Genomic DNA, 24,765 nt, shown 5'->3' with positions numbered 1-24,765 from the left:
GGTCCATCACGCCGTTTCGAGGTCGTGCATGAACATCGATAAATTGAGTAGTCACGTCAACAATGGCGAGGTCAGCGAAGTGAACCTGGTGTCCATGGAAGGTGGATCGTACGTGTTGCACGCCATCCTGGAAGGCGTGTCGCAGCCGGTGGCCGATGCCAAGGGTGCGACCCTGCACGTGGCCTCGGTCGAGGAAGCGCGCAAGGTGCTGTCCGGTGTCGCCGATATCAAGCTGTTTCTGGTGCAGGGCAATGCCCACGATGAAATGATCGGCAACCCCGAAGAAGGCCACCAGGTCATGCGCGAAGAAATCCCCCTGCGTTCCAGCCTGTAACCCGCTTTTCTCCGCAACGACGGCGAACTGTCCAATGGCACATCCTTGGATGTGCCATGCTGCATGGCCCCTTCGGGTAACGGACAACCGCCATGAACGCGTTTCTGAATACCCCCTTCCGGGCTGCCCTGCGCAGCGATCCCTGGCTTGCCACCGCCCCCGTACGTGAAGAACTGTTCGGTATCGAACGCCTCGAACAGCATGCCCAGAGCCTGGCTGCTGCGCAGACCGTGAGCGCCCGGCCGCCACGGGTGTTGTCGTTGCAACGTCGCCTCAAGGACAACGCTCAGGTGCTGCTGGTGGCCTACCGGGCCAGCGCAGCGGCGGTGGCCGATGGAATCGCCGTGGTGCCCGCCGCCCAGTGGCTGCTGGACAACTACCCTCTGGTCGAAGAGCACGTACGCGGTGTCCGCGAGGACCTGCCCGCAGGCTACTACCGCCAGTTGCCCAAGCTGGCGAGCGGGCCCTTCGCCGGCTACCCAAGGGTGTTCGGCCTGGCGTGGGCGTTCGTCGCGCATACCGACAGCTTCTTCGATCCAGCGACGCTGCAGCGCTTCATCGACGCCTATCAAAAGGTCCAGCCGCTGACCATCGGCGAGTTGTGGGCGGTGGCGATCACCCTGCGGATCGTGCTGATCGAAAATCTGCGACGGCTGACCGATCAGATCACCGCCGCTGACCTCGCCCGCCTGGATGCCGAAGCCCTGGCCGACCGCCTGTTCGCTGCCGGCTGTGCGCAAAGTGCGCTGGACGACGACATCCGCAGCCGCAGCGCCGAGCCGTTGTCGGAACTGTTCGCCGCGCAATTGGCCAAGCGCCTGCGCGACAAGGACCCGATCACCACCCCGGCCCTGGCCTGGCTTGCACAACGCCTGCACGAACAGAACAGCAGCGTCGGCCAGGCCGTCAGTCACGCCCAGCAGCGCCAGGGTGCCTCCAACCTCAGTGTGCGCAACGTGATCACCAGCCTGCGGCAGATTTCGTCACTGGACTGGGCGCAATGGTTCGAAGACGTCAGCCTGGTGGACGCCAGGCTGCGTGCGGGCAGCCGTTTCGCCGCCATGGATTTCACCACACGCAATCTCTACCGCAGTGCCATCGAACAGTTGGCACGCGGCTCCACCTTTTCCGAACTGCAGATTGCCGAGCAGGCCCTGCAGTTGACCAGTGCCAGGCCCGAGCAGGAACGCGAAGCCGATCCGGGCCACGTACTGATCGCCGAAGGCCGACCCCTGCTGGAAGCGGCGATAGATTTCCATCCATCGGTCGGCTTGCGCTGGCTGCGCTGGCAACGGCAGTTGGGCGTTGGCGGCTATGTCGGCCTGCTGCTGGCACTGACCGCCGGGCTGCTGGCCATCCTGGTGGCACTGCTGACCGCCGCGCCGGCCCTGTGGCTGACGGCCTTGGTGGTGCTGGGCGCGCTGCCCGCCTCACAGCTGGCCAGCGCCCTGCTGAACCGCGCGGTGACACGATCCTTCGGCGCCATCGCCCTGCCGGGGCTGGACATGCTCGAAGGCGTGCCCAGCCCATGGCGCAGCCTGGTCGCTGTGCCCACGCTGCTGGGCAGCGAGGCAGATCTGCTGGAAGACATCGGGCAACTGGAAGTGCACTACCTATCGGGCAACTGTGGCGAGCTGTATTTTGCCTTGCTGGTCGATGGCGGTGACGCCGCTGAACAGCACAGGGACGACGATCGGACCCTGCTCGAGGCCGGCCATGCGGCCGTGGCCACACTCAATCGGCGGCACGGTCCGGGCGAGGCCGGCGCGCGATTCATGCTGCTGCACCGCGAGCGCCGCTACAACCCGGCACAGGGATGCTGGATGGGCTGGGAGCGCAAGCGCGGCAAACTGCACGAGCTCAACCGACTGCTGCGCGGCGATGCGCACACCAGTTTCGGTGAGCAGACCGTGCCGGCAGACGTGCGGCTGGTGATCACCCTGGACGCCGACACACGTCTGCCCCGCGACGCCGCGCAGAGGCTGGTGGGCAAGTTGGCGCACCCGCTCAACCGACCGCGGCTGAGTCGCGACGGACGCAACGTAGTCACCGGCTACGGCATCCTCCAGCCACGGGTCACGCCGAGCCTGCCGCTCGACGCCGAAGGTTCCCTGTACCAGCGGGTGTTCTCCAGCCCAGGCGGGGTGGACCCCTATGCCGCAGCGGTATCGGACGTCTATCAGGACCTGTTCGGCGAGGGGTCCTACACGGGCAAGGGCATCTACGATGTGGATGCCTTCGAGGCCGCCCTGGACGGCCGTGTACCTGACGACAGCATGCTCAGCCATGACTTGTTCGAAGGGATTCACGCGCGCGCCGGGCTGGTCAGCGAGATCGAAGTGGTCGAAGCCTTTCCGGCGCGGGTCGACGTTGCGATGCGTCGGCAGCACCGCTGGACAAGAGGCGACTGGCAGTTGCTGCCATGGCTGTTGAAAGCGCAACTGCCGGCACTTGGTCGCTGGAAAATCATCGACAACCTGCGTCGTTCGCTGGTGGCGCCGGCCACTTTGGGCGCCCTGCTGGTCGCCTGGTGCCTGCCTGGGCCGGCGGCCTGGATCGCAACTTTGGCCGTGCTTGCCTGCAGCGCCCTGCCTGCCGTGTTGGCACTGCTCCTGGCCGCGCCGCGCAAGCGCCCGGCGGTACTCTGGCGCAGCCATGGCCAGCGCCTGACCCATGACCTGCGCCTGGCCAGTTGGCAGTTCGTGCTCGACCTGGCGTGGTTGCCCGACCAGGCCTGGTCGATGCTCGATGCCATCTTCCGCAGTGTGTACCGGGTCTTTCACAGCAAGCGCCTGCTGCTGGAATGGACCACTGCCGCCCAGGCCGGCGCAGCGCCGCGCCCGGGCCTTGGCGCACATGCTCGACGCATGGCGCCGGGACTGCTGCTGGCCTTGGCCGGTTGCGCCGTCGCACTGGCCAAGGCGCCTGGCAATGCCGCGCTGATCGTGCCGTTTGCCCTGCTGTGGCTGACGGCCCCATTCATCGCACAATGGGTCAGCCGCAGCAGTTCGATCACCCCCTGCGCGCCCGTGAACGCCACGCAGGCACAGGACCTGCGGCTGATTGCCCGACGCACCTGGCGCTACTTCGAAACCTTCGTGACGGCCGGTGACAACCACCTGCCGCCCGACAATTTCCAGGAGCAGCCCCACCCGGTGGTTGCCCACCGCACCTCACCGACCAACATGGGCCTGTACCTGCTGGCGGCCGCCAGTGCGCGGGACTTCGGCTGGGCCGGCACCCGCCAGACCTTGCTGCGCCTGGAGGCGAGCCTGGCGGTGATGCAGACGCTGGAACGCTTTCGCGGGCATTTCTACAACTGGTACGACACCCAGGATCTGCGCCCGCTGCCGCCGGTGTACGTGTCGGCGGTCGACAGCGGCAATCTGGCCGGGCATTTGATCGCATTGGCCAATGCCTGTGAACAGTGGGCCGAGCAAGGTCCGCTGGACCCCTCCTCCGGGCTGCACGACACCCTCCTGCTGGTCATTGAAGAACAAGGGCGCAGCCAGCCGCTGACCCAGATACAGGCGCACCTGCAGACCCCGTTCGACCTCGGTCGACAGGCAGTCGCCAGGCTGTTGGGGGAAATCCCGGACGGCCCTGGGAATGGCGTCTGGCTGCCAGCCTTGAAACAGGCGTTCGCGGCTCACCTCGATGACCGCCAACTGCACGGCGACACCTCGGCGCGCCTGCGAGCGTTGGCCGATAACGCGCGGCGCATGGCCATGGACATGGAGTTCGGCTTTCTGCTCAACCGCAAGCGGCAGTTGCTGTCGATCGGCTACCGCGTCGCCGAGCAGCAGCTGGACAGCAACTGCTATGACATGCTGGCTTCCGAGGCACGCCTGGCCAGCCTGTTCGCCATCGCCAAGGGCGATGTCGCCACGCGGCACTGGTTCCGCCTGGGCCGCAGTGCCACACCGTTGGGCAATGGCTCGGCCCTGATCTCCTGGTCCGGGTCGATGTTCGAGTACCTGATGCCGTCCCTGGTGATGCGCGCCCCCGCCGGCAGCCTGCTGACCCAGACACAACGCCTGGTGGTGGAGCGTCAACAGGCCTACGGCAAGTCGCTGGGCATCCCGTGGGGGATTTCCGAATCGGCCTACAATGCGCGCGATCTGGAATTCACCTATCAATACTCCAACTTCGGCGTGCCCGGCCTCGGGCTCAAGCGCGGGCTGGCCGACGACCAGGTCATCGCACCCTATGCCACGGCATTGGCCGCGATGGTCGACGCTCCCGGCGCCTGGGCCAATTTCGCCACCCTGCGCGCGTTGGGCGCGCTCGGCCAGTACGGTTTCTACGAAGCGGTCGACTACACCCCGACACGCTTGCCCGAGGACACTTCGCAGGCAATCGTGTGCAACTACATGGCTCACCACCAGGGCATGACAGTGGTGGCCATCGCCAACGTGCTGCTCGACGGTGCCATGCGCGAGCGCTTTCACCGCGAACCGATGATCCAGGCCAGCGAGCTGTTGTTGCAAGAGCGCATGCCCGCCAATGTCGCAGCCCTGCAAGCAGCTGCCGAACACGGCCATAACGTCGCCGCAGAGACGCTGGAAGGTCGTACCCAGCGCGCCCTCGATGGCCTGCCGGTGGCAGCGCCGATCACTCATCTGCTCTCCAACGGGCGCTATTGCGTGATGTTGACCGGTCTCGGGACTGGCTACAGTCGCTGGCGCGATCTGGCCGTGACGCGCTGGCGCGAAGATCCGGTACTGGACCCGTGGGGCTCGTTCGTGTTCGTGCGTGATCTGGATCGGGACACCCTGTGGTCCGCTGCCGACACCCGTGCGCACGGTTGCCTGGGCGAGGTCACGTTCGCCGAGGACCATGCCCAGTTCATCAGCCACCGCGACGGTTTGACCAGCACATTGACCGTGCTGGTGTCGGGCGAGGACGACAGCGAAGTGCGCTCACTCACCTTGACCAATCGCAGCGAGCGGACCCGCTCCGTGGAACTGACCACCTACAGCGAACTGGTACTGGGCGCCGCTTCGGCCGACAGCGCTCACCCGGCCTTTGCCAAGCTGTTCGTGGTCACCGAGTACCTGCCCGAATATGCCGCGTTGGTGGCTACCCGGCGGCCGCGCGGCAGCGAGGAGCCGCAGGTCTGGGCCGCTCACTTCGCAGTACTCGACACGCCACTGGACGGCCCGGTGCAGTACGAAAGTGACCGCGCCGCCTTTCTCGGCCGCGAGCACACCTTGCTCCAGGCCAGCGCCCTGAAGTCCGGCGCAACACTGTCCAACAGCGTCGGCACGGTGCTCGACCCGCTGTTCGCCCTGCGTCACTGCCTCAGCATTGCTCCAGGCCAGAGCGTGGACATCGCCTTCTGGACCGTGGTGGCCGACAGCCGCGAAGCGCTGCTGGGCCTGATCGACAAGCACCATGAGCACAGCGCCTACGAGCGCGCCAAGACCCTGGCCTGGACCCAGGCACAGGTGCAACTGCGCCATCTGGATATCGACGCCGAGGCGGCAGCCGACTTCCAGCGCTTGAGCGCGTCCCTGTTGTACGCCGACGCACGATGGCGCGCACCGGCGCTGAGTATCCTGCGCGGTGCAGGCAGCCAGGCCGGCCTGTGGCCATTGGGCATCTCGGGTGACCTGCCCATCGTACTGCTGCAGATCGACGACATCGAAGATCTGCCGCAAGTGCGTGAACTGCTGCTGGCCCACGAATACTGGCGAATGAAGCGCCTGAGCGCTGACCTGGTGATCCTCAACGAGCGTGACGCCAGCTATCAGCAGGACCTGCAGATTGCCGTGGAAACCGCAGTGCGCAGCAGTCAATCGCGACCCGGACCCAGCGCGGTATTGAGCCGCGGTACGGTGTACACGCTGCGGGCCGACCTGTTGCCGGGCGATGCGCGCAGCCTGTTGCTGGCCACCGCGCGCCTGGTGCTGCGCGCCCACAGCGGATGCATCAATGCGCAGATCGGCCTGCGTCCGAGCCAGGGCGTACCTGATCGCAAAGCGCAGTGGCCGCAACGGGCGACGAGCGCTGCCGCTACTGCCGGCGCCCCCGAGGCGGCCGAGGAAGTGCTGGAGTGTTTCAACGGCCTGGGCGGTTTCGCCGATGAAGGCCGCGAGTACGTCACCCTACTCGACCGGGGCGCGTGTACCCCGGCACCCTGGCTGAACGTCATCGCCAATCAGAACTTCGGCTTCCAGGTCTCGACCCAGGGCGCCGGGTACACGTGGGCGCTGAACAGCCGGGAGAACCAGCTCACTCCTTGGGGCAACGACCCGGTGGGCGACGCCAGCGGCGAGGCCCTGTACGTACGCGACAACGCCAATGGCGTCATCACCGGGCCCTGTGCATGGCCCGTGCGTGACGAAGGGCGCTACAGTGCGCGGCACGGGTTCGGCTACAGCCGCTTCGAGCACAGCGCCAACCAGTTGCACATGGGTCTGCTGCAATACGTGCCACTGGAGGACGCCGTCAAGATCAGCCGTCTGAGCGTGCGCAACCTCAGCGACAAACCGCGCCGGCTCAGTGTGTTCAGCTACCTGGAATGGGTGCTGGGTACCTCGCGCGCGGCCACCGCCGCGGGGCTTATCAGCGAAGTGGATGCTCGTACCGGGGCCCTGCTGGCACGCAACCCGTGCGCCATCGCCTTTGCCGGACGCGTGGCATTTTCCGACCTGGCCGGTGGTATCGGCCACTGGACGGCCGACCGCACCGAGTTTCTTGGCCGTCACGGCAGCTACGCCGCCCCGGCTGCGCTCGCCTCCTCGGCGCCGTTGGCCGGCGCCAGCGCCGCCGGGCTCGATCCCTGTGCCGCCCAGCAGCATGAAGTGCTGTTGGCAGCCGGGCAGCAGATCGAACTGGTATGGCTGGTCGGCCAGGCGCCGTCGCTGGAGCAAGCCCAGCGTCTGGTGCTCAAGTACCGCCACGAACATCTGGACGGTGTGCTGCAACGCGTGCGCGACAGCTGGGCCGACAGGCTCGAAGCCGTGCAGGTGCGCACCCCGGACCGGGCGCTGGACATCATGCTCAACGGCTGGTTGCTGTACCAGACCATCGTCTGCCGCCTGTGGGCACGCTCGGCGTTCTACCAGGCCAGTGGCGCCTACGGCTTGCGCGATCAGTTGCAGGATGGCTTGGCCTTGAGCCTGGCAGCACCGCACCTGACCCGCGAACATCTGCTGCGCGCTGCAGGTCGGCAGTTCGTCGAAGGAGACCTGCAGCACTGGTGGCTGCCTCATTCCGGTCAGGGGGTGCGCACCCGCATCAGCGACGACCGGGCCTGGTTGGCTTATTGCACCGCCGAGTACGTTCGCAGCAGTGGCGACGAAGGGGTGCTCGACGCCCCTGTCGCCTTCCTTGAAGGCGAACCCCTGGCTAGCGGCGAAACCGATCGCTTCTTCCTGCCGCAAACCGCTGCGTCATCCGCTTCCCTGTACGAGCACTGCGCCCTGGCGCTGGACTGCAGCCTGGAGCAGATGGGCGACATGGGTCTGCCGCTGATCGGCAGCGGCGACTGGAACGATGGCATGAACCGGGTGGGTGAACAGGGTCGCGGCCAGAGTGTCTGGCTGGGCTGGATGCTGCTGGCCAGCCTGGAGCGCTTCATCCCCTTGGCCGCCCGGCGCGACTGCCCGCGAGCACAGCGCTGGCAGCAAGCCTACCTGCAGTTGCAGACCGCGCTGGAAACCCACGCGTGGGATGGCAAGTGGTATCGCCGCGCAACGTTCGACGATGGCACGTGGCTGGGCGCCGACGGCAATCCGGAATGTCGCATCGACTCGATCGCCCAGAGCTGGGCCGTGCTGTCCGGCGCCGCGCAGCCCGAACGAGCCCAGCAGGCCATGAGCGCAGTCAATGAGCATCTGGTGCGACCGGCAGACGGCATCGCGCTGCTGTTCACTCCGCCGTTCGAGCACTCGCCGCACGATCCCGGCTACTTGATGGCGTACCCACCCGGCCTGCGCGAAAACGGCGGGCAATACAGCCATGCGGCCATGTGGGCAATCCTGGCCTTCGCCAGGCAGCACCGCGGTGATGAGGCACTGGCGTTGATCGACCTGCTCAACCCCATCAACCATGCGTTGGACGCCGCCAGCGTGCAACGCTACAAGGTCGAGCCATACGTGATCGCCGCGGATGTCTATTCGGTTGCGCCCCATGTCGGGCGTGGCGGTTGGACCTGGTACACCGGCTCGGCCAGCTGGATGTACCGCGCCGGCATCGAGGGCATTCTCGGTGTGCGCCGCGAGGGACAATGGCTGCTGCTCGACCCTGGTGTCGCGGCCCGGTGGGCAGGGTTCAGCGTGCAGGTTCGCGTACCCGGCGGGCACGTGCACATCAGTGTGGAGCGCAGCGACGACGGTGGTCGTGGCTGCCTGCTGGACGGTAAGCCACTGGTGCTGGATGAAGGTGTCGCGCGCATCCCATTGGCACCGCATCTGGTCCACTACACCCTGTAGGCAGCGCCTGACTGGGCACGCTGGCCATCGGCCCAGCGTACCCAGCCGGGACGCTTTACTTCGTCACCACGCACTCATAGGATGACTGACTACAACAACAAAGCCGAGGTTCTTCCATGCGTAAACATCTGCTTCTTGCCGCCGCCATCGGCTGCGCCGGCGGCCTGGCCCAGGCCAGTACCTTCGCCTATATCTCGAGCCCCGAGGACGGCATGATTTCCCAGTACCGCCTGGACGAAGACACCGGATCGCTGACGCTGGTGCACCAGACTCACGCGGGCGACCAGGTCAATCCCATGGCCCTGAGCCCCGATGGTTCGACCTTGTACGCCGCCCTTCGGGTCAAGCCGTTCCGCGTCATGGCCTATCGCATCGACCCGGCCAGCGGCCAACTGGACGCCGCCGCCGAAGCCCCGCTGGCAGCCAGCCTGGCCTACCTGAGCACCGACCGTACCGGCCGCTACCTGATGGGTGCTTCCTATGGCGGCAATGTGCTGACCGTACAACCCATAGATGCCGAGCACCGTCCCGGCGAAGACATCAAGGTCTACCCGACCGGCCCCTACGCCCACTCCGTGCGTAGCGACCCCAGCAACCGTTTCGTCTACGCAGGCAATCTGGGCGTGGACCAGGTGTTGCAATTCACGCTGGACGACAGCAGCGGCACCCTGGAACCCATCGGTAACGGCCATGCCTCGGTCACCGCCGGCAGCGGCCCCCGGCATATCGCGTTCGCGCCAGGCGGCAAGTTTCTCTACGTAGTGGGCGAGCTGAGCGGTACGGTCGACAGCTTTTCCATCGACGCGCAGACCGGTGCCCTGACCAAGGTCGCCCATGTCGAAGGCGTGCCCAAGTCGCTGAACCTGGTGCATGGCGAGATTCGCAATGCCGGCAACAACGACCTCAAGGATGATCCGACGCCACGTATCTGGGCTGCGGACATTCGCGTATCGCCTGACGGTCAGCTGATCTACATCACTGAACGCACCACCAGTTCGGTCTCGGCGTTCAAGGCCGATCCCGCCAGCGGCACGCTGAGCTTCCAGGGCAACTACCCGCTGCAGGAGAAGCAGCCGCGCAACATCGCCTTCTCGCCCAGTGGACGCTGGTTGCTGGTGACCGGGGAAAAGGCCGACAAGGTAGGCAGCTATGCCGTGGGCGCAGCGGGTGCGCTGACCCGTACGGCAGAAGCGCCTTCTGGCAAAGGCGCATTGTGGATCGAGATGTTGAACCTGCCGGGCGCTTGACCGGCTGCTGCTTGATCGGCTGCTAGGTGCGCGTGCGGCCGATCCATTCGACCGCCGTGCGCCAGAAGCACACACCCAGGAAGTACGCCGACATCAAGCTCCACAGACCCATGGCCACCGGGTTGCTGGCAGGGTGGTTGAGGATCAGCACGAAGGTGCACAGCAACCAGATCGACGTCACTGCGATGTTGACCGCCATGAAACGGCGAACCCGGAACGGGTGCAGGAACTTCATCTTGGTGACGGTCAGCAGCGCCAGCCCGACAACGGTGAGCAGCGCGATCCACGGCGACGGCGAGATGATGTACATGCACAGCGCCACTACGTTCCAGGCCGCGGGAAAGCCGACGAAGTAGTTGTCCTTGCTCTTCATGTTGACGTTGCAGAAACAGAACAACGACGACACCAGAATGATGCTGACGGTGATCAGCAAGGTGAATTCGGGCAGTGGAATGTAGCGATAGATGAACAGTGCCGGAATGAACACGTACGTCAGGTAATCGATGACCAGGTCGAGTGTCGAGCCGTCGAAGTGTGGCAGCAACGACTGGGTGTTGAGCTTGCGTGCCAGTGCACCGTCGACGCCGTCGACCACCAGCGCCAGGCCCAGCCACAGCAGGCAGATTTTCGGCTGGCCGTCGAACAGCGCCAGTGTGGCAAGAAAGGCCAGCACCACGCCTGTGGCGGTGAAGCCGTGGGCGCCCCATGCTTTGAGCGTGGCCGAGGGTCTGATCAGTATCACGGGGTGTTCTCCAGGAAGTAGACGGGCCATGACAACCGCTGGCAGGTATCCACAGCATTGACCCGAAAGCGGCACAAGTAAATGAATGGGCCGCAGCTATCGACCGGGCGTGTGGGTGTAAGGTTCACGACTCGGTCGACGTAAGTGTCACAGGTAACCCGGTGCGCTGCCAAGCGATTCACTGCATTGAAGTTTTTGTGGCGACGGACGTTGACCGCCGCGCGGCACCGCGGAGTAAGATGAAGCCGGTGTCCAACTGCCCCAAGATTGGGGCGGAACCGGTTTTTCACCCGCAGGACCAGCAGACCCAGCGCCCGGGCCAGACAGCCTGGCGCCGGTGAAGTCGCTCATTATCCGGATGGCGCGGCCCATGTGGCCGCGCTACGTTGCGTTAAGGGAATATAGAATGGCCCCAAGAAATGTGATCAATGCGTCGGTGAGCCCCAAGGGCAGCCTGGAAACCCTCTCCCAGCGTGAAGTGCAGCAACTCAGTGCCGCCGGTTCAGGCAGCACCTATACCCTGTTTCGCCAGTGCGCCCTGGCCATTCTCAATACCGGCGCCCATGTCGACAACGCCAAGACCATCCTCGACGCCTATCGGGATTTCGAAGTGCGTATCCATCAGCAGGACCGTGGCGTGCGCCTTGAGCTGCTGAACGCCCCGGCGGACGCCTTCGTCGATGGCGAGATGATCGCCAGCACCCGCGAGATGCTCTTCAGCGCACTGCGCGACATTGTCTATACCGAAAGCGAGCTGGACAGCCAGCGCATCGACCTGAGCGATTCCCAGGGCATCACCGACTACGTCTTTCATCTATTGCGCAACGCCCGCACCCTGCGTGCCGGCCTCGAGCCGAAAATGGTGGTGTGCTGGGGTGGACACTCGATCAATTCGGACGAGTACAAGTACACCAAGAAAGTCGGCCATGAACTGGGTCTGCGCCGGCTGGACATCTGTACCGGTTGCGGCCCTGGAGTGATGAAAGGGCCGATGAAAGGCGCCACCATTGCCCATGCCAAGCAGCGCATGAGCGGCGGGCGTTACCTGGGCTTGACCGAGCCGGGCATCATCGCGGCGGAAGCGCCGAACCCGATCGTCAACGAGCTGGTCATTCTTCCGGATATCGAAAAGCGTCTGGAAGCGTTCGTGCGGGTGGGTCATGGGATCATCATTTTCCCTGGCGGCGCAGGCACTGCCGAAGAGTTCCTGTACCTGCTGGGCATTCTGATGCATCCGGACAACCAGGGCTTGCCGTTTCCGGTGATCCTGACCGGCCCCAAGAGTGCGCAGGCGTACCTGCAGCAGCTGGACCAGTTTGTCGTGGCGACCCTGGGCGAAGCGGCTCGACAGCATTACCAGATCATCATCGACAACCCGGCCGACGTGGCGCGGGAGATGACCGAATCGTTGAAGCAGGTGAAGCTGTTCCGCCGCGAGCGCAACGACGCCTTCCACTTCAACTGGCTGTTGAAGATCGAGGAAAGCTTCCAGCGGCCGTTCGACCCGACCCACGCCAACATGGCCAATCTTGAACTCAGCCACGCCCTGCCCCCGCATCAACTGGCGGCGAACCTGCGTCGGGCGTTTTCCGGGATCGTGGCGGGCAACGTGAAGGACAAGGGCATTCGTCTGATCGAAGAGCATGGTCCGTACCAGATTCGCGGTGATGCCGCGATCATGGAACCGCTGGACAAACTGCTGCAGGCGTTCGTCGAGCAGAACCGCATGAAACTGCCAGGTGGCGCAGCCTACGTGCCGTGCTACCGCGTCGTCACCTGACCCGCCCCCGTACGGTGGGAGCGGTCATCGGCCGTGAAACTCCCACCGCGTATTACCTGATACCCCCGCCGCGCCCTTCGCGGCCACGGACCGCTCCTACGATTTGAACCCTGTAGGAGCGGTCATCGGCCGCGAAACCACCCCCGCGCAATACCTGACACCCCGCCGCGAATCTTTCAGCCGTTTACTCAAGCCCAAGATTTCCAAACAAACCTGTTGCGCATCCTGCGAGATAATTCTATCGTTATTCCACATCAACTATCGCATTGAGATAAACATGTCAGACATCGTGCTAGAAATCAAAGGGCCTGTCGCTGTCATCACCCTCAATCGTCCGGCAGTGCTGAATGCCTGGACCACGCCGATGCGTAACGAAATCATCGAAGCCTTGAACGGCTACAACGCCGACCCGGAAATCAAGGCCGTGATCATGACCGGCGCTGGCGACCGCGCTTTTTCGGCAGGCCAGGATCTTTCCGAAGCCCACGATTTCGACGGGGACCGCGCCGTTGAATGGGTCGGCGAGTGGGAGCGCTACTACGCCACCCTGCGCGGCCTGTCCAAACCACTGATCATCGCCCTCAATGGCACAGCTGCTGGTTCCGCGTTTCAGGTCGCACTGCTGGGCGACATCCGCGTAGGCCACCCAGGCGTGCGCATGGGCCAGCCGGAAATCAACTCCGGCATCCCCAGCACTACCGGTCCGTGGATCATGAACAGCATGCTGGGCATGTCGCGCACCATCGAGCTGACGCTGACCGGCCGTTTGATGGACGCCGATGAATGCAAGCAGATCGGCTTGATCCACCATTTGGTGCCAGCCGATCAAGTGATGAGCAAGGCCCTGGAAATCGCCGAAGAACTGGCCGCCAAGCCCCCGATCGCCATGCGCCTGGACAAGCAGCGCTTCCGCGAAATGAGCGAGCCTGGCTTCAAGGACTGCATTGCAGCCGGCCGTCGCCTGCAGAAGGAGGCATACGACTCCGGCGAGCCACAGCGAATGATGGAAGCCTTCTTCAAGGCCCGCGCCAAATAAAGCCCTGCCTTGTGAAAGTGAGTTGATTGTGGGAGCGCGGCCCTGACCGCGAAGGCAGCAACGCGGAGTCACTGATATACCGCGGAGCCCTTTTCGCGGGCAGAGACCCGCTCCCACTGAGCCCGCTCTCGCGGGAAATGATTTCATCGCACCACGCACGGCGGCGGCCATGTACCTACCCCGGCTCTTGCAATGCTTTGACTGCCGACGTCCTGACTACCCAACGATCCATTCGTTTTCTGTAGGAGACTGTCATGCACACACCTTCCAACCCCGGACGCCGTCGGTTGCTCAAGGCCGGCGCCACGGTCGCACTGGTCTGCGGCCTGCCCAGCGTGGTCCGCGCCGCCGATAAACAGATCATCGTCTCCGACCCCGGCGGTCCCTACACCGTGGCCTACCGCAAGGCTTTCTACGACCCCTTCGAAAAAGCCACCGGCATCAAAGTCATCAGCGTGGCGCGTGAGTCCCAGCCGGTGGCGCAGTTCTCGGCCATGGTAAAAACCCGCAACTACGTGTGGGACGTCACCACCCTGACCATTTCCGCCGACATCCCCTACCTCGAAGCCCAGGGCTTTCTCGAACCGATCGGGTTGTCGGCGAGCGAATACCCTGACCTGCTTCCCGAAGCCATCACCGCCAACTTCCTCGGTGTCGACGTGTACTCCACGGTGCTCGCCTACCGCACCGACACCTTCAAGGACGGCAACGGCCCGCAGAGCTGGGCAGATTTCTGGAACGTCGAGAAATTTCCCGGCCGCCGCTGCCTGCGCCGCAGCCCGCTGGACACACTGGAACAGGCCCTGCTGGCGGACGGCGTCAGCCTCGACGAGCTGTACCCGATGGACGTCGACCGCGCCTTCAAGAGCCTGGACAAGATCAAACCGCACATCGACCTGTGGTGGACCTCGGGCGCGCAAGCCATGCAAGCCATCCAGAGCGGCGAAGTCGACATGATCTCGGCCTGGAACGGCCGCGCCCAGGCCGCCATCGACAACGGCGCACCGGTGCAGATCGTCTGGAACCAGGGGCTCTATTCGATCGAAGGCTGGGCCATCCCCAAGGGCACCCCGCACGCCGACATGGCCAAACAGTTCGTGCGTTTCTGCGCCGACGCCAAGCGCCAGGCCGACTTCACCGACACCCTGGCCTACGGCCCGACCAATCGCAAATCCTTCGAGTTCATTCCGGCAGAGCGTGCGGCGCTGCTGCCGACCGCCCCGCAGAACCTGAAAAACATGCGTCTGCCGAGCCCTGCCTGGTGGGCAGAGAACCGCACCGCCGTGACCGAGCGGTTCAACGCCTGGATCTTGTCGTAAGGGAGTCGATGCATGAGCGTGAAACTTGAAACCCGTGGCCTGGGCAAGACCTATGGTCAGTTCGTCGCCCTGCAACCCACCGATATCCAGGTGCGCGAAGGCGAGTTCCTGACCCTGCTCGGGCCTTCGGGCTCAGGCAAGACCACCCTGCTGCAGATGATCTCCGGGTTGGTTCCACCGGACAGCGGGCAATTGCTGATCGATGGCCAGGACGCGACCCACATCGCTCCAGGAAAGCGTGGCATCGGCCTGGTATTCCAGAGCTATGCATTGTTCCCGCACATGAGCGTGCGCGACAACGTGGCGTACGGGCTGCGCATGCGCAAATACCCCAAGGCCGAGGTCAACCAGGCGGTCGACGACGCTTTGGGCATGGTGCGCATGGAGGATTTCGCCCATCGCTACCCGAACGAACTGTCCGGTGGCCAGCAACAACGGATCGCCCTGGCCCGCTGCTTCGCCTACCGTCCTTCAATCATCCTGCTCGACGAGCCGCTGGGCGCCCTGGACAAGAACCTGCGCGAGCACATGCAGCTGGAAATCCGCCGCATGCACAAGGAACTGGGGGCTACGTTCATCTATGTCACCCACGACCAGGAAGAGGCGCTGACCCTGTCCGATCGCATCTGCCTGATGAACCGCGCGCGCATCGAACAACTGGCCACGCCAGAAGAACTCTACGATCGCCCGGCAACACGCTTCGCCGCCGAGTTCATCGGCCACTCCAATCTGCTCCAAGGCCAGCGCGACGGCAGCGGCCACCTACAGGTCGAAGGCCAACGGCTGGATCTGGCTGGCTGCGCCGGGCACCAGGCGCCGAGTGCCGGGACGGAAGCGTTCCTGCTCATCCGGCCCGAAGCCGCGCGCCTGACCGAACCCACTGCCGGCTTGCTGCAGGGCATCGTCGATGAATGCGTATTCCTGGGCAGCGACACCCGTGCTCTGGTCCGGCTGCCTTCGGGCAACCGCTTCAGTGTGCGCTGTTCCCGCGAGCTCAGTCCGCGCGTCGGCGATCCGGTTGGCATCGCCTGGAATCCCACACGGGCCACCCTGCTGCCCGCGCAGGCCACCTCATGAACTGGCGCAAAGGCCTGATTCCGGCCATCCCCGCCCTGCTTTTCCTGGCACTGTTCTTTCTGCTGCCGGTGGCGGAAATGCTCATGGGCAGTTTCCAGAACGCCAGCGGCGAGCTGAGCCTGGGCAATTTCGAACGGATCGCCTCGACCCCGGTGTACGCCCGCGTTCTGGGCATTACCTTCTGGATCTCGGCGCTGACGGCCGTGCTGTCGGTGCTGCTCGCGTACCCAGTGGCCTACTTGCTCACTCGGCTCTCGCCCATGGGTCGCGAACGTTGGCTGCTGTGGATCATGCTGCCGTTCTGGACCAGCTACCTGGTCAAGACCTATGCCTGGATGCTGCTGCTGTCACGCAAAGGCCTGCTGACCACGCTTGCCGCCGACGTGCTGGACAACCCGTCCGGCCTGGTGCCCGCACTTTCGGGGGTGCTGATCGGCATGGTCCACTCGATGCTGCCGCTGGCGGTGATTACCCTGCTGCCGATCATGCGCAGCATCGACCAGCGCCTCGCGCCGGCCGCACAGACACTGGGCGCCAGCGGTTCGATGAGCTTCTTCAGCATTTTCCTGCCGCTCTCGGCCCCCGGCATCGCCGCGGCGGGTCTGCTGGTGTTCATTACCAGCCTGGGTTTCTTCATCGTCCCTGCGCTGCTGGGTTCGCCACGGGAAATGATGGTGGCGCAGCTGGTGATTTCCTCGGTGCTCGACCTGTTCGACATGAACTTTGCCGGCGCTCTTTCGGTGGTGCTGTTGGCCTGCTCGCTGGTGGTGTTCGTGATCTACGACCGCATCGCCGGGCTGTCGTCGCTCGGCGGCGAGGCGCCCAAGGAACGTCAGTCCGGAATGGGCCTGCAGATTCTGATCTGGCTGGGGCACTGTTTTTCGGGCCGGGGCAAGGCGCCGCGGCGCAGTGGCGATGGCGCCTTGCTGACCGGTTACAGCGTGCTGCTGGTCATGCTGCTGATCCTGCCCGTGCTGGTGGTCGTTCCGCTGGCATTCACCAGCAGCCCGTTCATTGCCTTCCCGCCCAAGCTGTTCAGCTTGAAGTGGTTCGAGGAATTCTTCACTTCCGCGGTGTGGCAGGCCGCCCTGTTCCGCTCGCTGGGCGTCGGTGTGGCCACCGCGCTGCTGGCGCTGGTGTTGGGCTTCGGTGCGACCCTGGCCTTGACCCGGGTAAGCGCGGGGTGGCGCAAAGGCCTGTTCGCGTTGTTCATCGCCCCGCTGATCGTGCCGCGCATCGTGATTGCCCTGGGCCTGTTGTACCTGTTTTCCAGGCTCGGCCTGGCGGGCAAGGACATCGGCCTGGTGCTGGGCCACACGGTACTGGCCCTGCCCTACGTGGTGGTCACCCTGTCGGCGGCGTTCAAGCAGTATGACTGGCGCCTCGACGATGCCGCGCGGATTCTCGGCGCCGGTGCGTTCACGCGACTGCGCACCGTGACCCTGCCGCTCATGTCGGCGAGCCTGGTCTCCGCGTTTCTGCTGGCCTTCATCACCTCGTTCGACGACCTGACCATCGCCATTTTCGTCAGCGGTGGCATCAATACCACGCTGCCCAAGCAGATGTGGGACAGCATCCAGCTGGCGCTCACCCCCACCCTGGCTGCGGTTTCCACCACGTTGCTGGTGTTCATCGTGTTGTTTGCCGTCATCGCCCAATGGGTATCGCGGCGCTCCACTTCCAAACGTCAAGGGCTCTGAACGATGCATCCATACACTCGCTTCTTCCCGCATCGCATCAGCCACGATCAGCTCACCACCGCGCCGCTGATCCATGCCGGCCTGCTGATCGACGACCACGCCGTGCGCGTCACCTTCGAGGGCCGATCGCTCGCTACCCTGGAGTTGCACCAACGGGTCGCCGCCTTGCAGCAGGTCCTGGCCGAACGCGGCCTGCGCGCCGGACAACGGGTAGCCGTCATGCTGGGCAACAGCGACGACCAGATCGTGTTGATCTACGCGCTGATCCTCAGCGGCCTGGTGTGGATTCCGATCAACACCAAGTTGCGCGGCCCTGGCCTGGACTACCCCTTCGAGCACGCTCGTCCGGACCTGGTGGTCGGCGACGCCGAGTTTGCCGAACGCCTGGCGGACAGCGCTGCCGCCCAGCTCGACTGTGTCGGCATCGACGTGCTGCACGAGCAGGCCCTGGCCTACCCGGCAGCGAAGCTGCGGCTCGAGGACAGCGCGGCCGATGCCACGCTCTGCGTGATCTACACCTCCGGCACCACCGGCGCGCCCAAGGGTGTGGTGTTCACCCACCGCATGATGCGCATTGCCAGCGAGGCGGTTCTGCAGGTGGCCGACGTCAAAGCAGGTGACCGCCTGCTGTTGTGGGAGCCGCTGTGCCATATCGGTGGCGCGCAGATGCTGCTGATGCCGTTTCTGGCCGAAGTCAGCCTGAACGTGGTGCAGCGCTTTTCCGCCAGCAAGTTCTGGGCGCAGTGCGTGCAAGTGCAGGCGACCCAGTTGCATTACCTGGGCGGCATCATCGATATCCTCATGCAGCAGCCCGCCGAGCAGTGGCCTGTGCGGCATAGCCTGCGGACCCTTTGGGGTGCGGGTGTGAGCCTGACCAATTGGGCAGCGATCGAGCAACGTTTCGGTTGTCCGCTGCGCGAGTGCTACGGCATGACCGAGTGCTCCAGCTTCGCCACCTTGAACCGTACCGGCAAGCCAGGCTCGATCGGCCGCGCCTTGCCCTGGCTGAGCGTAGAACTGCTGGATAGCGACGGTACGCCGGTCGAAGTGGGGCAACTGGGGGAAATCGTGCTATCCAGTGAAGTCGAGGGCGTTTTCCTGCCCGGCTATCTGGACAACCCAGAAGCCACCGCCAGCGCCCTGCGCGATGGCCGGCTGTTCACCGGTGACATGGCACGCATGGATGCCGAGGGCGACTTGTTCTTCGTCGGACGTCGCACCGACAGCATGCGTGTGCGTGGCGAGAACGTTTCGGCCTGGGAAGTGGAGCGGGTGTTCAGCGCCCACCCTGCGGTGAAAGCCTGCGCGGCGCTGGGCGTCGAATCGGCGGTGGGCGAGCAGGAGATTCTGCTGTTCGTACAACTGGAGGCCGGCACTGCTGCGCAGTGGCAGGCCATGCTCGAGTGGGCCGCGCTGCGCTGCGCCTCCTACCAGTTACCACGCTACTACCAACAAGTGGAGCAGTTCGAGCTGACGCCCAGTGAGCGTATCAAGAAGCACCTGTTGCCCAAGGATGTCACCCAAGCCTGGGACAGTCGCGGTTGAACGATGGGCCGCGAGCGGCCTGTGCGGTAACGGTTTAGTGAATAGCGATAGAAAGTGCCGGGTAACTGCCGGATAATCGGTTTTTTCACCAATGTGTTGCGTTCATGGCCAGTACCCCGAAGAAACCTCCTGCCGACCCAACGGCCTCCTCGCTGTACGTGCAGTCCGTCGACAAGGCCATGAAAGTGCTCATGGCCTTCGACGGCAGCCAGCGTCAGTTATCGCTGTCCGACATCGCCGGGCTGACCGGCATGGACCTCAGCGCCGCGCAGCGCTTCACTCATACGCTGGCAACCCTGGGCTACCTGAACAAGGACAGCAGCAAGAAGTACGAGCTGTCGCCGCGGCTGCTGGACTTCACCTACCACTACCTGACGTCCAGCGAACTGGTGACCCGTGCCGCGCCCTACCTGCAGCAGTTGAGCGCGGACACCGAAGAGGCAACCAACCTGACGGTGCTCGACGGCACCGACATCGTCTATGTGCAGCGGATCGTCAGCCGACACGTGTTCAACGCCAGCGTCATCATCGGCACTCGCCTGCCGGCCTGGTGCACCGCGCCGGGCCAGGCGCTGCTGGCGACCTACAGCGACGACGAAGTGAACGCTATCTTCGACCGCAGCCAGTTCGTCCAGCACACGCCGGCGACCATCACCGACCGAGAGCAGATCTGGGCCAGCATCGAGCAGATTCGCCAGCGCCGCTATGCGCATACCGAAGACCAGTTTTTCTATGGCGACGTGTCGACGGCGGCGGCCATCGTCGATGGCAATGGCCGGGGCATCGGGGCGGTGAACCTTGCGGTATCCCGCTCGCGCTGGGTACCGGAACGCGACAGCAAACGCTATGCCGACCTGGTGATCAGCGCGGCGTCGTCGATCTCGATCAAGCGCAAGGTTTGAGTTTCAAGCGAAGACGGCTTCGTGCCCTTCGCGGCCGATGACCGCTCCCACAGGGGCATCGCGAATCGCTGTAGGAGCGGTCATTGGCCGCGATAGGTTCTAGGTGATCCACCTGAAATGCACCGTCATCCCCCTGCAACATCACTGTCTTAATCTGCGAGGCTTCCCGACCTGGTGAGCCGCCATGCGCCGTCTGCTTCTCATTCTGTGCATCCTGAGCCTGGGCATAAGCCTGAGTACGGGCGCGCTCGCCGATTCGGCCACCTTGCGCATCCAGGGCTCCAACACCATGGGTACGGAGCTGGTTCCGGCTCTCATACGCGGCCTGCTCGAAAGCCGAGGCCTGGCCCCTGTCCAGACGCTCGATCCTTCCACGGGCGAACTGCTTGTCACCGCCCATGAGCCGAACGGTACGGCGTTGCGTTTCGAAGTCGGCGCCCACGGCTCCAGCACAGGCTTCGACAGCCTGTTGGCCGGGCAAGCGGATCTGGCCGCCTCCTCCAGGCCCATCAGTGACCAAGAGCGCAGCCGACTGGCACCCCTGGGCGACCTGAGCAGCTTCGGCGCCGAACACGTGATCGGCATCGACGGCGTGGCCGTGATCGTCCATCCCGACAACCCCCTGCGGCAGCTGACCACTCGCCAGCTTGCCCAGGTATTCAGCGGCGAAATCAACGACTGGAACGTACTAGGTGGCCGTGGCCCGATCCATGTGCTGGCCCGCGATGACCGCTCGGGCACATGGGAGACGTTTCGCGACCAGGTACTGACCCCACATGCCGGGCGCCTGACGGCCCATGCGGTCAGGCTGGAGTCCAGCGAGCAGCTGTCGGATCGGGTCAGCGCCGATCGATACGCCATTGGCTTCATCGGCCTGGCCTCGATACGTGGTGCCCGCGCGCTGGCCATCGCAGATGGCGACAGCCAGTTCATGGCGCCTACGGTCAGCCTGATTGCAACCCAGGACTATCCCCTGAGCCGCCGGCTGTACCTGTACAGCCCACCAATGCGCCCCTCGCCATGGGCCGACGCATTGATTGCTTTCGCGCAGAGCGAACCGGGACAGGCAGTCGTTGCCCAGCAAGGCTTCGTGGCGCAAACGGTGCAAGCCATGAGTGTCCCCGCCTCGCCCGACATGCCCATGCTGTACCAGCAATTGGCCCGTGAGGGCCGGCGTCTGTCGGTGAGTTTCCGCTTTGCCGAAGGCAGCGCCACGTTGGATAACAAGGCAATGGCCGATGTGGTGAGGGTGCAGGATTACCTGCGCAGCCATCACCTGCTGCAGAACAAGACCACACTGGTGGGGTTCGGTGATGCCAAGGACGATTCCGCCCGCGCGGTGTTGCTGTCCCGGCTACGCGCCATGGCGGTTCGCCGTGAACTGGCCAGGGCGGACGTGCTCTTCCGCGATATCCAGGGCTTTGGCGCGCAACTGCCGGTGGCGACCAACGCGGTCGATGAAGGGCGGATCAAGAACCGTCGAGTGGAAGTCTGGGTTAACCCATAGCTCGGGGCACCGTGATTGATGCCGACGGCAGACACAAAGTGTTACCGGTGATGCCTACGCGGGAACGAATACGGGTAACAAGGGAACAGATCTGCGTCACTCTGCCGCACGCAGCATTCTCAGTAAATTCAAGTTATTGATTTAAAACGATTTGTTAAAGTTGGCACGCACCCTGCTATGTCATACGTACAACAATAACAACAACGCGATAAACCAATAAGAACAAGATGAAACGACTCTGACATAACAAGAACAAACGCGACAGAGGCGTAGCTAACAGATTTTTTTGGAGAGGAAATGCTTTTCAGGGGCTAGCCCCGCAGCCAGGTAGAGAACAACAAAACTACGTTCAGTAGCTACCCACTGGTTGGATCGACGATAAAAGCAGATCAGCGCTCAAAAAAATACGTTTGCTCTTGACCCCGCCTGGGGGTCGCACAACAAGCGGCAAGGGCCACGGCTGACAAATACAACAACAGGTCGCCCCTCAATAATAAAAAAGAGCATGCAACAAACCCTTGAGGGGAGCCTAGGCTCCCCTCAGTGCTTTCTGCGATCTGGCTTTGCAGGCCCTGGCGCGTATCAAACACCAAGGCCTGCAACCGGTCAGATGGGCGAGGCACTCACCACACGCAGAGCCAGACCCTCGTACGGATCCAGGGTAATTGTGAATTCACCGGCTTCGGTCAAATCACCCTCGACCCGCTCGTTGATGATGTCCACCACAGGTCCCGCAGCGATACCCGGCAGATGCAACGTCTCCACGATCGGTTCATTGCTGAAGTTCAAGGCGGTGATCTGGGTACCCTTGCCGGCAGGCAATTCGTGCACCATCAGCAACAGGCCCGGGTGCTGAACATCCGGAATCAGAATTTGCTTGCTGGCGGCGATGTCATACGCACGCCGTACCGCCAGAATCTTCTTCAACTGCGAAGCGAAGCTGTCCGGGCGCTGCAACTGGTCTACCAGGTTGCCGTAAAGCGTCTTCGGACGCGGCATGTTGCCCGCGGAAAATTCAGCCTCGGGATCGAGCCCTACCAGGTCGTAGGCGCCGCGGTGGATCCAGCGCGTGTCACCGTCTTCCATCAAGTGCGCGACCTGATCGGCTGGCAAAGTCAGCGCGCCGACCAGATCCCATCCCGACAGCGCGAAAACGCCGGGTTGCATGGCGTTGTACATGACCAGCAACAGGTGAATATGCTGGATCTGCTTGATGTCCTGATCGGTGATCGCCTCCAGATCGCGGATGCCCAGTGCCGCCGTGATGATACTGGCGGTGGTGCAGGACACCCCATTGGTGACGAATTTCAGGTTGTAGGGTGCATGCTCGCCGGCCAGGCGCTCGTACATTTCCTCGCGGATGTGCTCGCGCAGAATGTTGCCGGGGAAAGTCTGCCCCTGGTACAGATAGGTGTCGTGGGCGTGCAGCGTCCAGAAGTGCACCAGTTCGAGGGTCAGCTCGTCGTGGTTCTGCAAGGCGTGGATCAACGAGGCCGGGTCGATACCGAATGCGTGAACCTGACGCAGCATGAGGCGCAGGAACTCGGTATTGCCCAGCAGCAACGCGTGTTGATAGGCCGGCCGAGTGATGAAGTCATAGGACAGGTCCGCGCCGCCATGGGACATCGAGGCGATGTCGTCAATGGTGAGGTTCAGTTCCTGGAAGCTGAAACCACCGGCCTTGCGAATGGCGCCACCCAACAGCTGGTTGCCGTTCACCGACAACGGGTGGCTTTCCGACCAGGCCGGGCCTTCGGCACGACGCTCGACGCCGAGGAAACCGTTGGCGTCCAGACGCAGGATGCGCGCACCCATGACGTCGATGGAATGCAGGGCATCACCGATGATCATCTGCTGGGCGGCGAAGGTCGGGTCCAGCCAGTTCAGCGATGGCTGGCCTTCCTTGAAGTAGTGCAGGTAGACCCAGCGTCGCGCCTTGCCGTCCACGCCAACCACCACTGGAGTCGCACTCCAGTCGGTTTCCTTGACGCCGGGTTCGAAGAAGATCACACGTTGCAGTTGGCCAACGATGTAGTGCTTGTCCTTGAGAATGTCGCAGACTTCCGGGGTCAAGTTGATCGCGTCGCGACCGGCCGGCACTTCAGGCAACAGCCCCCAGTCTTCTTCCTTGATCTCGACCATGTGGTAGAGGCCTGGATAATCCGCGTGGGCCATTTCGGCCAGGCGGAAATCCGCGCCCTTGCCGGTGTGCGAAGGGATCGCGTCGTCGATGACCACAGCATTGTGCGCCGCAGCCATGCGGCTGAGCTGGATCATGTCGGCTTCGGTACCCAGCTCGGGGTCGATGTCGAAGCTCATGCGGTCGAAGTTGCCGTCGACGCTGGGGGTGCGATCACGTCCACGCAGACCGCCGGACAGTTTCAGCGGGCCGTTGTGAATACCCTGGATGCCGATCTCGGACAACGCATGCCACAAGGTTTCATCGCCAAGGGCCTGCAGTACCGAGCCCTCTTCGCGTGTAACGATGGAAGCCGGGTAGGCTGTGAACCAGACCGAAGCAATGGCTGATGCGTCCCGAGGCCTGGCCTGGGCGTAGGGTCGTTGCCACAGCCGCGCTTGTCCGGCATACAGCTTGGCGCGCTGTTTGGCGGTATGCAGCATGGACTGGTCGACCAGCCACTGGATGTAATCCTTGTCCGGCGTCGTCATCGTTACTTGCCCTCGAAAAGTGTCCTACAGTATGAGTACGACGGAGGGTTATCGTTGCATCCGTCGAGGATTTCCCTGAAGGCGCCACGCTGACCTGATCCGATGAACGGTATAAAGCATTGTGCCATCAGGCCGATACAGCAATTGGCAGGGGATCATCCCTGCGCGGGCGATCAACAGGAGAGACCCATGATTACCTTTCTGCTGGGCTGGTGCGCACTGTCCGTACTCGGGACCTTCGTTTTCGTGGGGCTGATACGGGCAGACAAGCGACGAGAAGTACAGGCCATGGAAAATGCGCGCACGCAGTTCCAACGCATTTCTTTTCAGACGCAGCTGGCGAGCTGAAATCGCAAGGTTTGACCTGAGGCATGCAGAGTCGACGCGCGATGCTCGACACTGATGAAGATGCCGCTCGAACGAGCGGCTACGGGATGCAGGGCAAGCAGGCCGCCAAGTGCCGGC

At 63.8% G+C, this 24,765-nt stretch carries 14 protein-coding genes; 12 read left to right on the top strand and 2 right to left on the bottom strand.

Annotated features, from left to right (window positions below; translation table 11 throughout):
• Window positions 1–28 precede the first annotated feature (28 nt).
• From ONG87_RS09740 to ONG87_RS09730, 3 genes are all read left to right on the top strand, one after another.
• On the top strand, window positions 29–334 hold the full coding sequence (locus tag ONG87_RS09740; RefSeq protein ID WP_122477040.1) for a DUF6482 family protein: 306 nt from the start codon (window positions 29–31) through the stop codon (window positions 332–334).
• A gap of 92 nt (window positions 335–426) precedes the next feature.
• Window positions 427–8,775, top strand: a complete 8,349-nt coding sequence (locus ONG87_RS09735; protein ID WP_264382765.1) for a glucoamylase family protein — start codon at window positions 427–429, stop codon at window positions 8,773–8,775.
• 116 nt (window positions 8,776–8,891) lie between these two features.
• On the top strand, window positions 8,892–10,022 hold the full coding sequence (locus ONG87_RS09730) for a lactonase family protein (protein WP_264382764.1): 1,131 nt from the start codon (window positions 8,892–8,894) through the stop codon (window positions 10,020–10,022).
• A 22-nt stretch (window positions 10,023–10,044) separates the two neighbouring features.
• Here the strand turns inward: ONG87_RS09730 and pcsA are convergent, their stop codons facing one another.
• Window positions 10,045–10,764, bottom strand: coding sequence for a phosphatidylcholine synthase (pcsA, locus tag ONG87_RS09725; protein ID WP_240998720.1), 720 nt, complete (start codon window positions 10,762–10,764; stop codon window positions 10,045–10,047).
• A 406-nt stretch (window positions 10,765–11,170) separates the two neighbouring features.
• Here pcsA and ppnN point away from each other — a divergent pair, with 406 nt between their 5' ends.
• The 8 genes from ppnN (at window position 11,171) to ONG87_RS09685 (ending at window position 21,630) form a co-directional block, all read left to right on the top strand.
• Window positions 11,171–12,544 carry a nucleotide 5'-monophosphate nucleosidase PpnN gene (ppnN, locus tag ONG87_RS09720; RefSeq protein WP_122476974.1) on the top strand — a complete coding sequence of 458 codons (1,374 nt, stop codon included), beginning with the start codon at window positions 11,171–11,173 and terminating at the stop codon, window positions 12,542–12,544.
• A gap of 277 nt (window positions 12,545–12,821) precedes the next feature.
• The gene (locus ONG87_RS09715; protein WP_192057155.1) at window positions 12,822–13,580 is read left to right on the top strand and encodes an enoyl-CoA hydratase/isomerase family protein; all 759 of its coding nucleotides are present in this window, start codon (window positions 12,822–12,824) and stop codon (window positions 13,578–13,580) included.
• 254 nt (window positions 13,581–13,834) lie between these two features.
• Window positions 13,835–14,899 carry an ABC transporter substrate-binding protein gene (locus tag ONG87_RS09710; protein ID WP_122476971.1) on the top strand — a complete coding sequence of 355 codons (1,065 nt, stop codon included), beginning with the start codon at window positions 13,835–13,837 and terminating at the stop codon, window positions 14,897–14,899.
• Between the two features lie 12 nt (window positions 14,900–14,911).
• Window positions 14,912–15,976, top strand: coding sequence for an ABC transporter ATP-binding protein (locus ONG87_RS09705; protein ID WP_264382763.1), 1,065 nt, complete (start codon window positions 14,912–14,914; stop codon window positions 15,974–15,976).
• Window positions 15,973–17,676: an ABC transporter permease subunit gene (locus ONG87_RS09700; RefSeq protein WP_192047159.1), complete on the top strand. Its 1,704-nt coding sequence runs from the start codon at window positions 15,973–15,975 to the stop codon at window positions 17,674–17,676. The genes ONG87_RS09705 and ONG87_RS09700 overlap by 4 nt, the downstream gene beginning before the upstream one ends.
• Before the next feature lie 3 nt (window positions 17,677–17,679).
• Window positions 17,680–19,221, top strand: coding sequence for an AMP-binding protein (locus ONG87_RS09695; RefSeq protein WP_264382762.1), 1,542 nt, complete (start codon window positions 17,680–17,682; stop codon window positions 19,219–19,221).
• Between the two features lie 104 nt (window positions 19,222–19,325).
• Window positions 19,326–20,123 (top strand): IclR family transcriptional regulator, encoded by a 798-nt coding sequence (locus ONG87_RS09690; RefSeq protein ID WP_197975699.1) that lies wholly within the window; start codon window positions 19,326–19,328, stop codon window positions 20,121–20,123.
• Window positions 20,124–20,307: 184 nt separating this feature from the next.
• Window positions 20,308–21,630 (top strand): substrate-binding domain-containing protein, encoded by a 1,323-nt coding sequence (locus ONG87_RS09685; protein ID WP_264382761.1) that lies wholly within the window; start codon window positions 20,308–20,310, stop codon window positions 21,628–21,630.
• 606 nt (window positions 21,631–22,236) lie between these two features.
• Here ONG87_RS09685 and treS read toward each other — a convergent pair.
• The gene (treS, locus tag ONG87_RS09680) at window positions 22,237–24,300 is read right to left on the bottom strand and encodes a maltose alpha-D-glucosyltransferase (protein ID WP_185793433.1); all 2,064 of its coding nucleotides are present in this window, start codon (window positions 24,298–24,300) and stop codon (window positions 22,237–22,239) included.
• A 189-nt stretch (window positions 24,301–24,489) separates the two neighbouring features.
• Between treS and ONG87_RS09675 the strand changes: the two genes are divergently transcribed.
• A complete protein-coding gene (locus ONG87_RS09675; RefSeq protein ID WP_163007479.1) occupies window positions 24,490–24,648 on the top strand; it encodes a hypothetical protein in 159 nt (52 codons plus the stop codon).
• Window positions 24,649–24,765 lie beyond the last annotated feature (117 nt).

Source organism: Pseudomonas sp. MM227 (assembly GCF_947090715.1).
Lineage (GTDB): Bacteria > Pseudomonadota > Gammaproteobacteria > Pseudomonadales > Pseudomonadaceae > Aquipseudomonas > Aquipseudomonas baltica.
The sequence above is the reverse complement of the archived record's forward strand: the minus strand, read 5'-3'. Positions and strand labels throughout refer to the sequence as shown.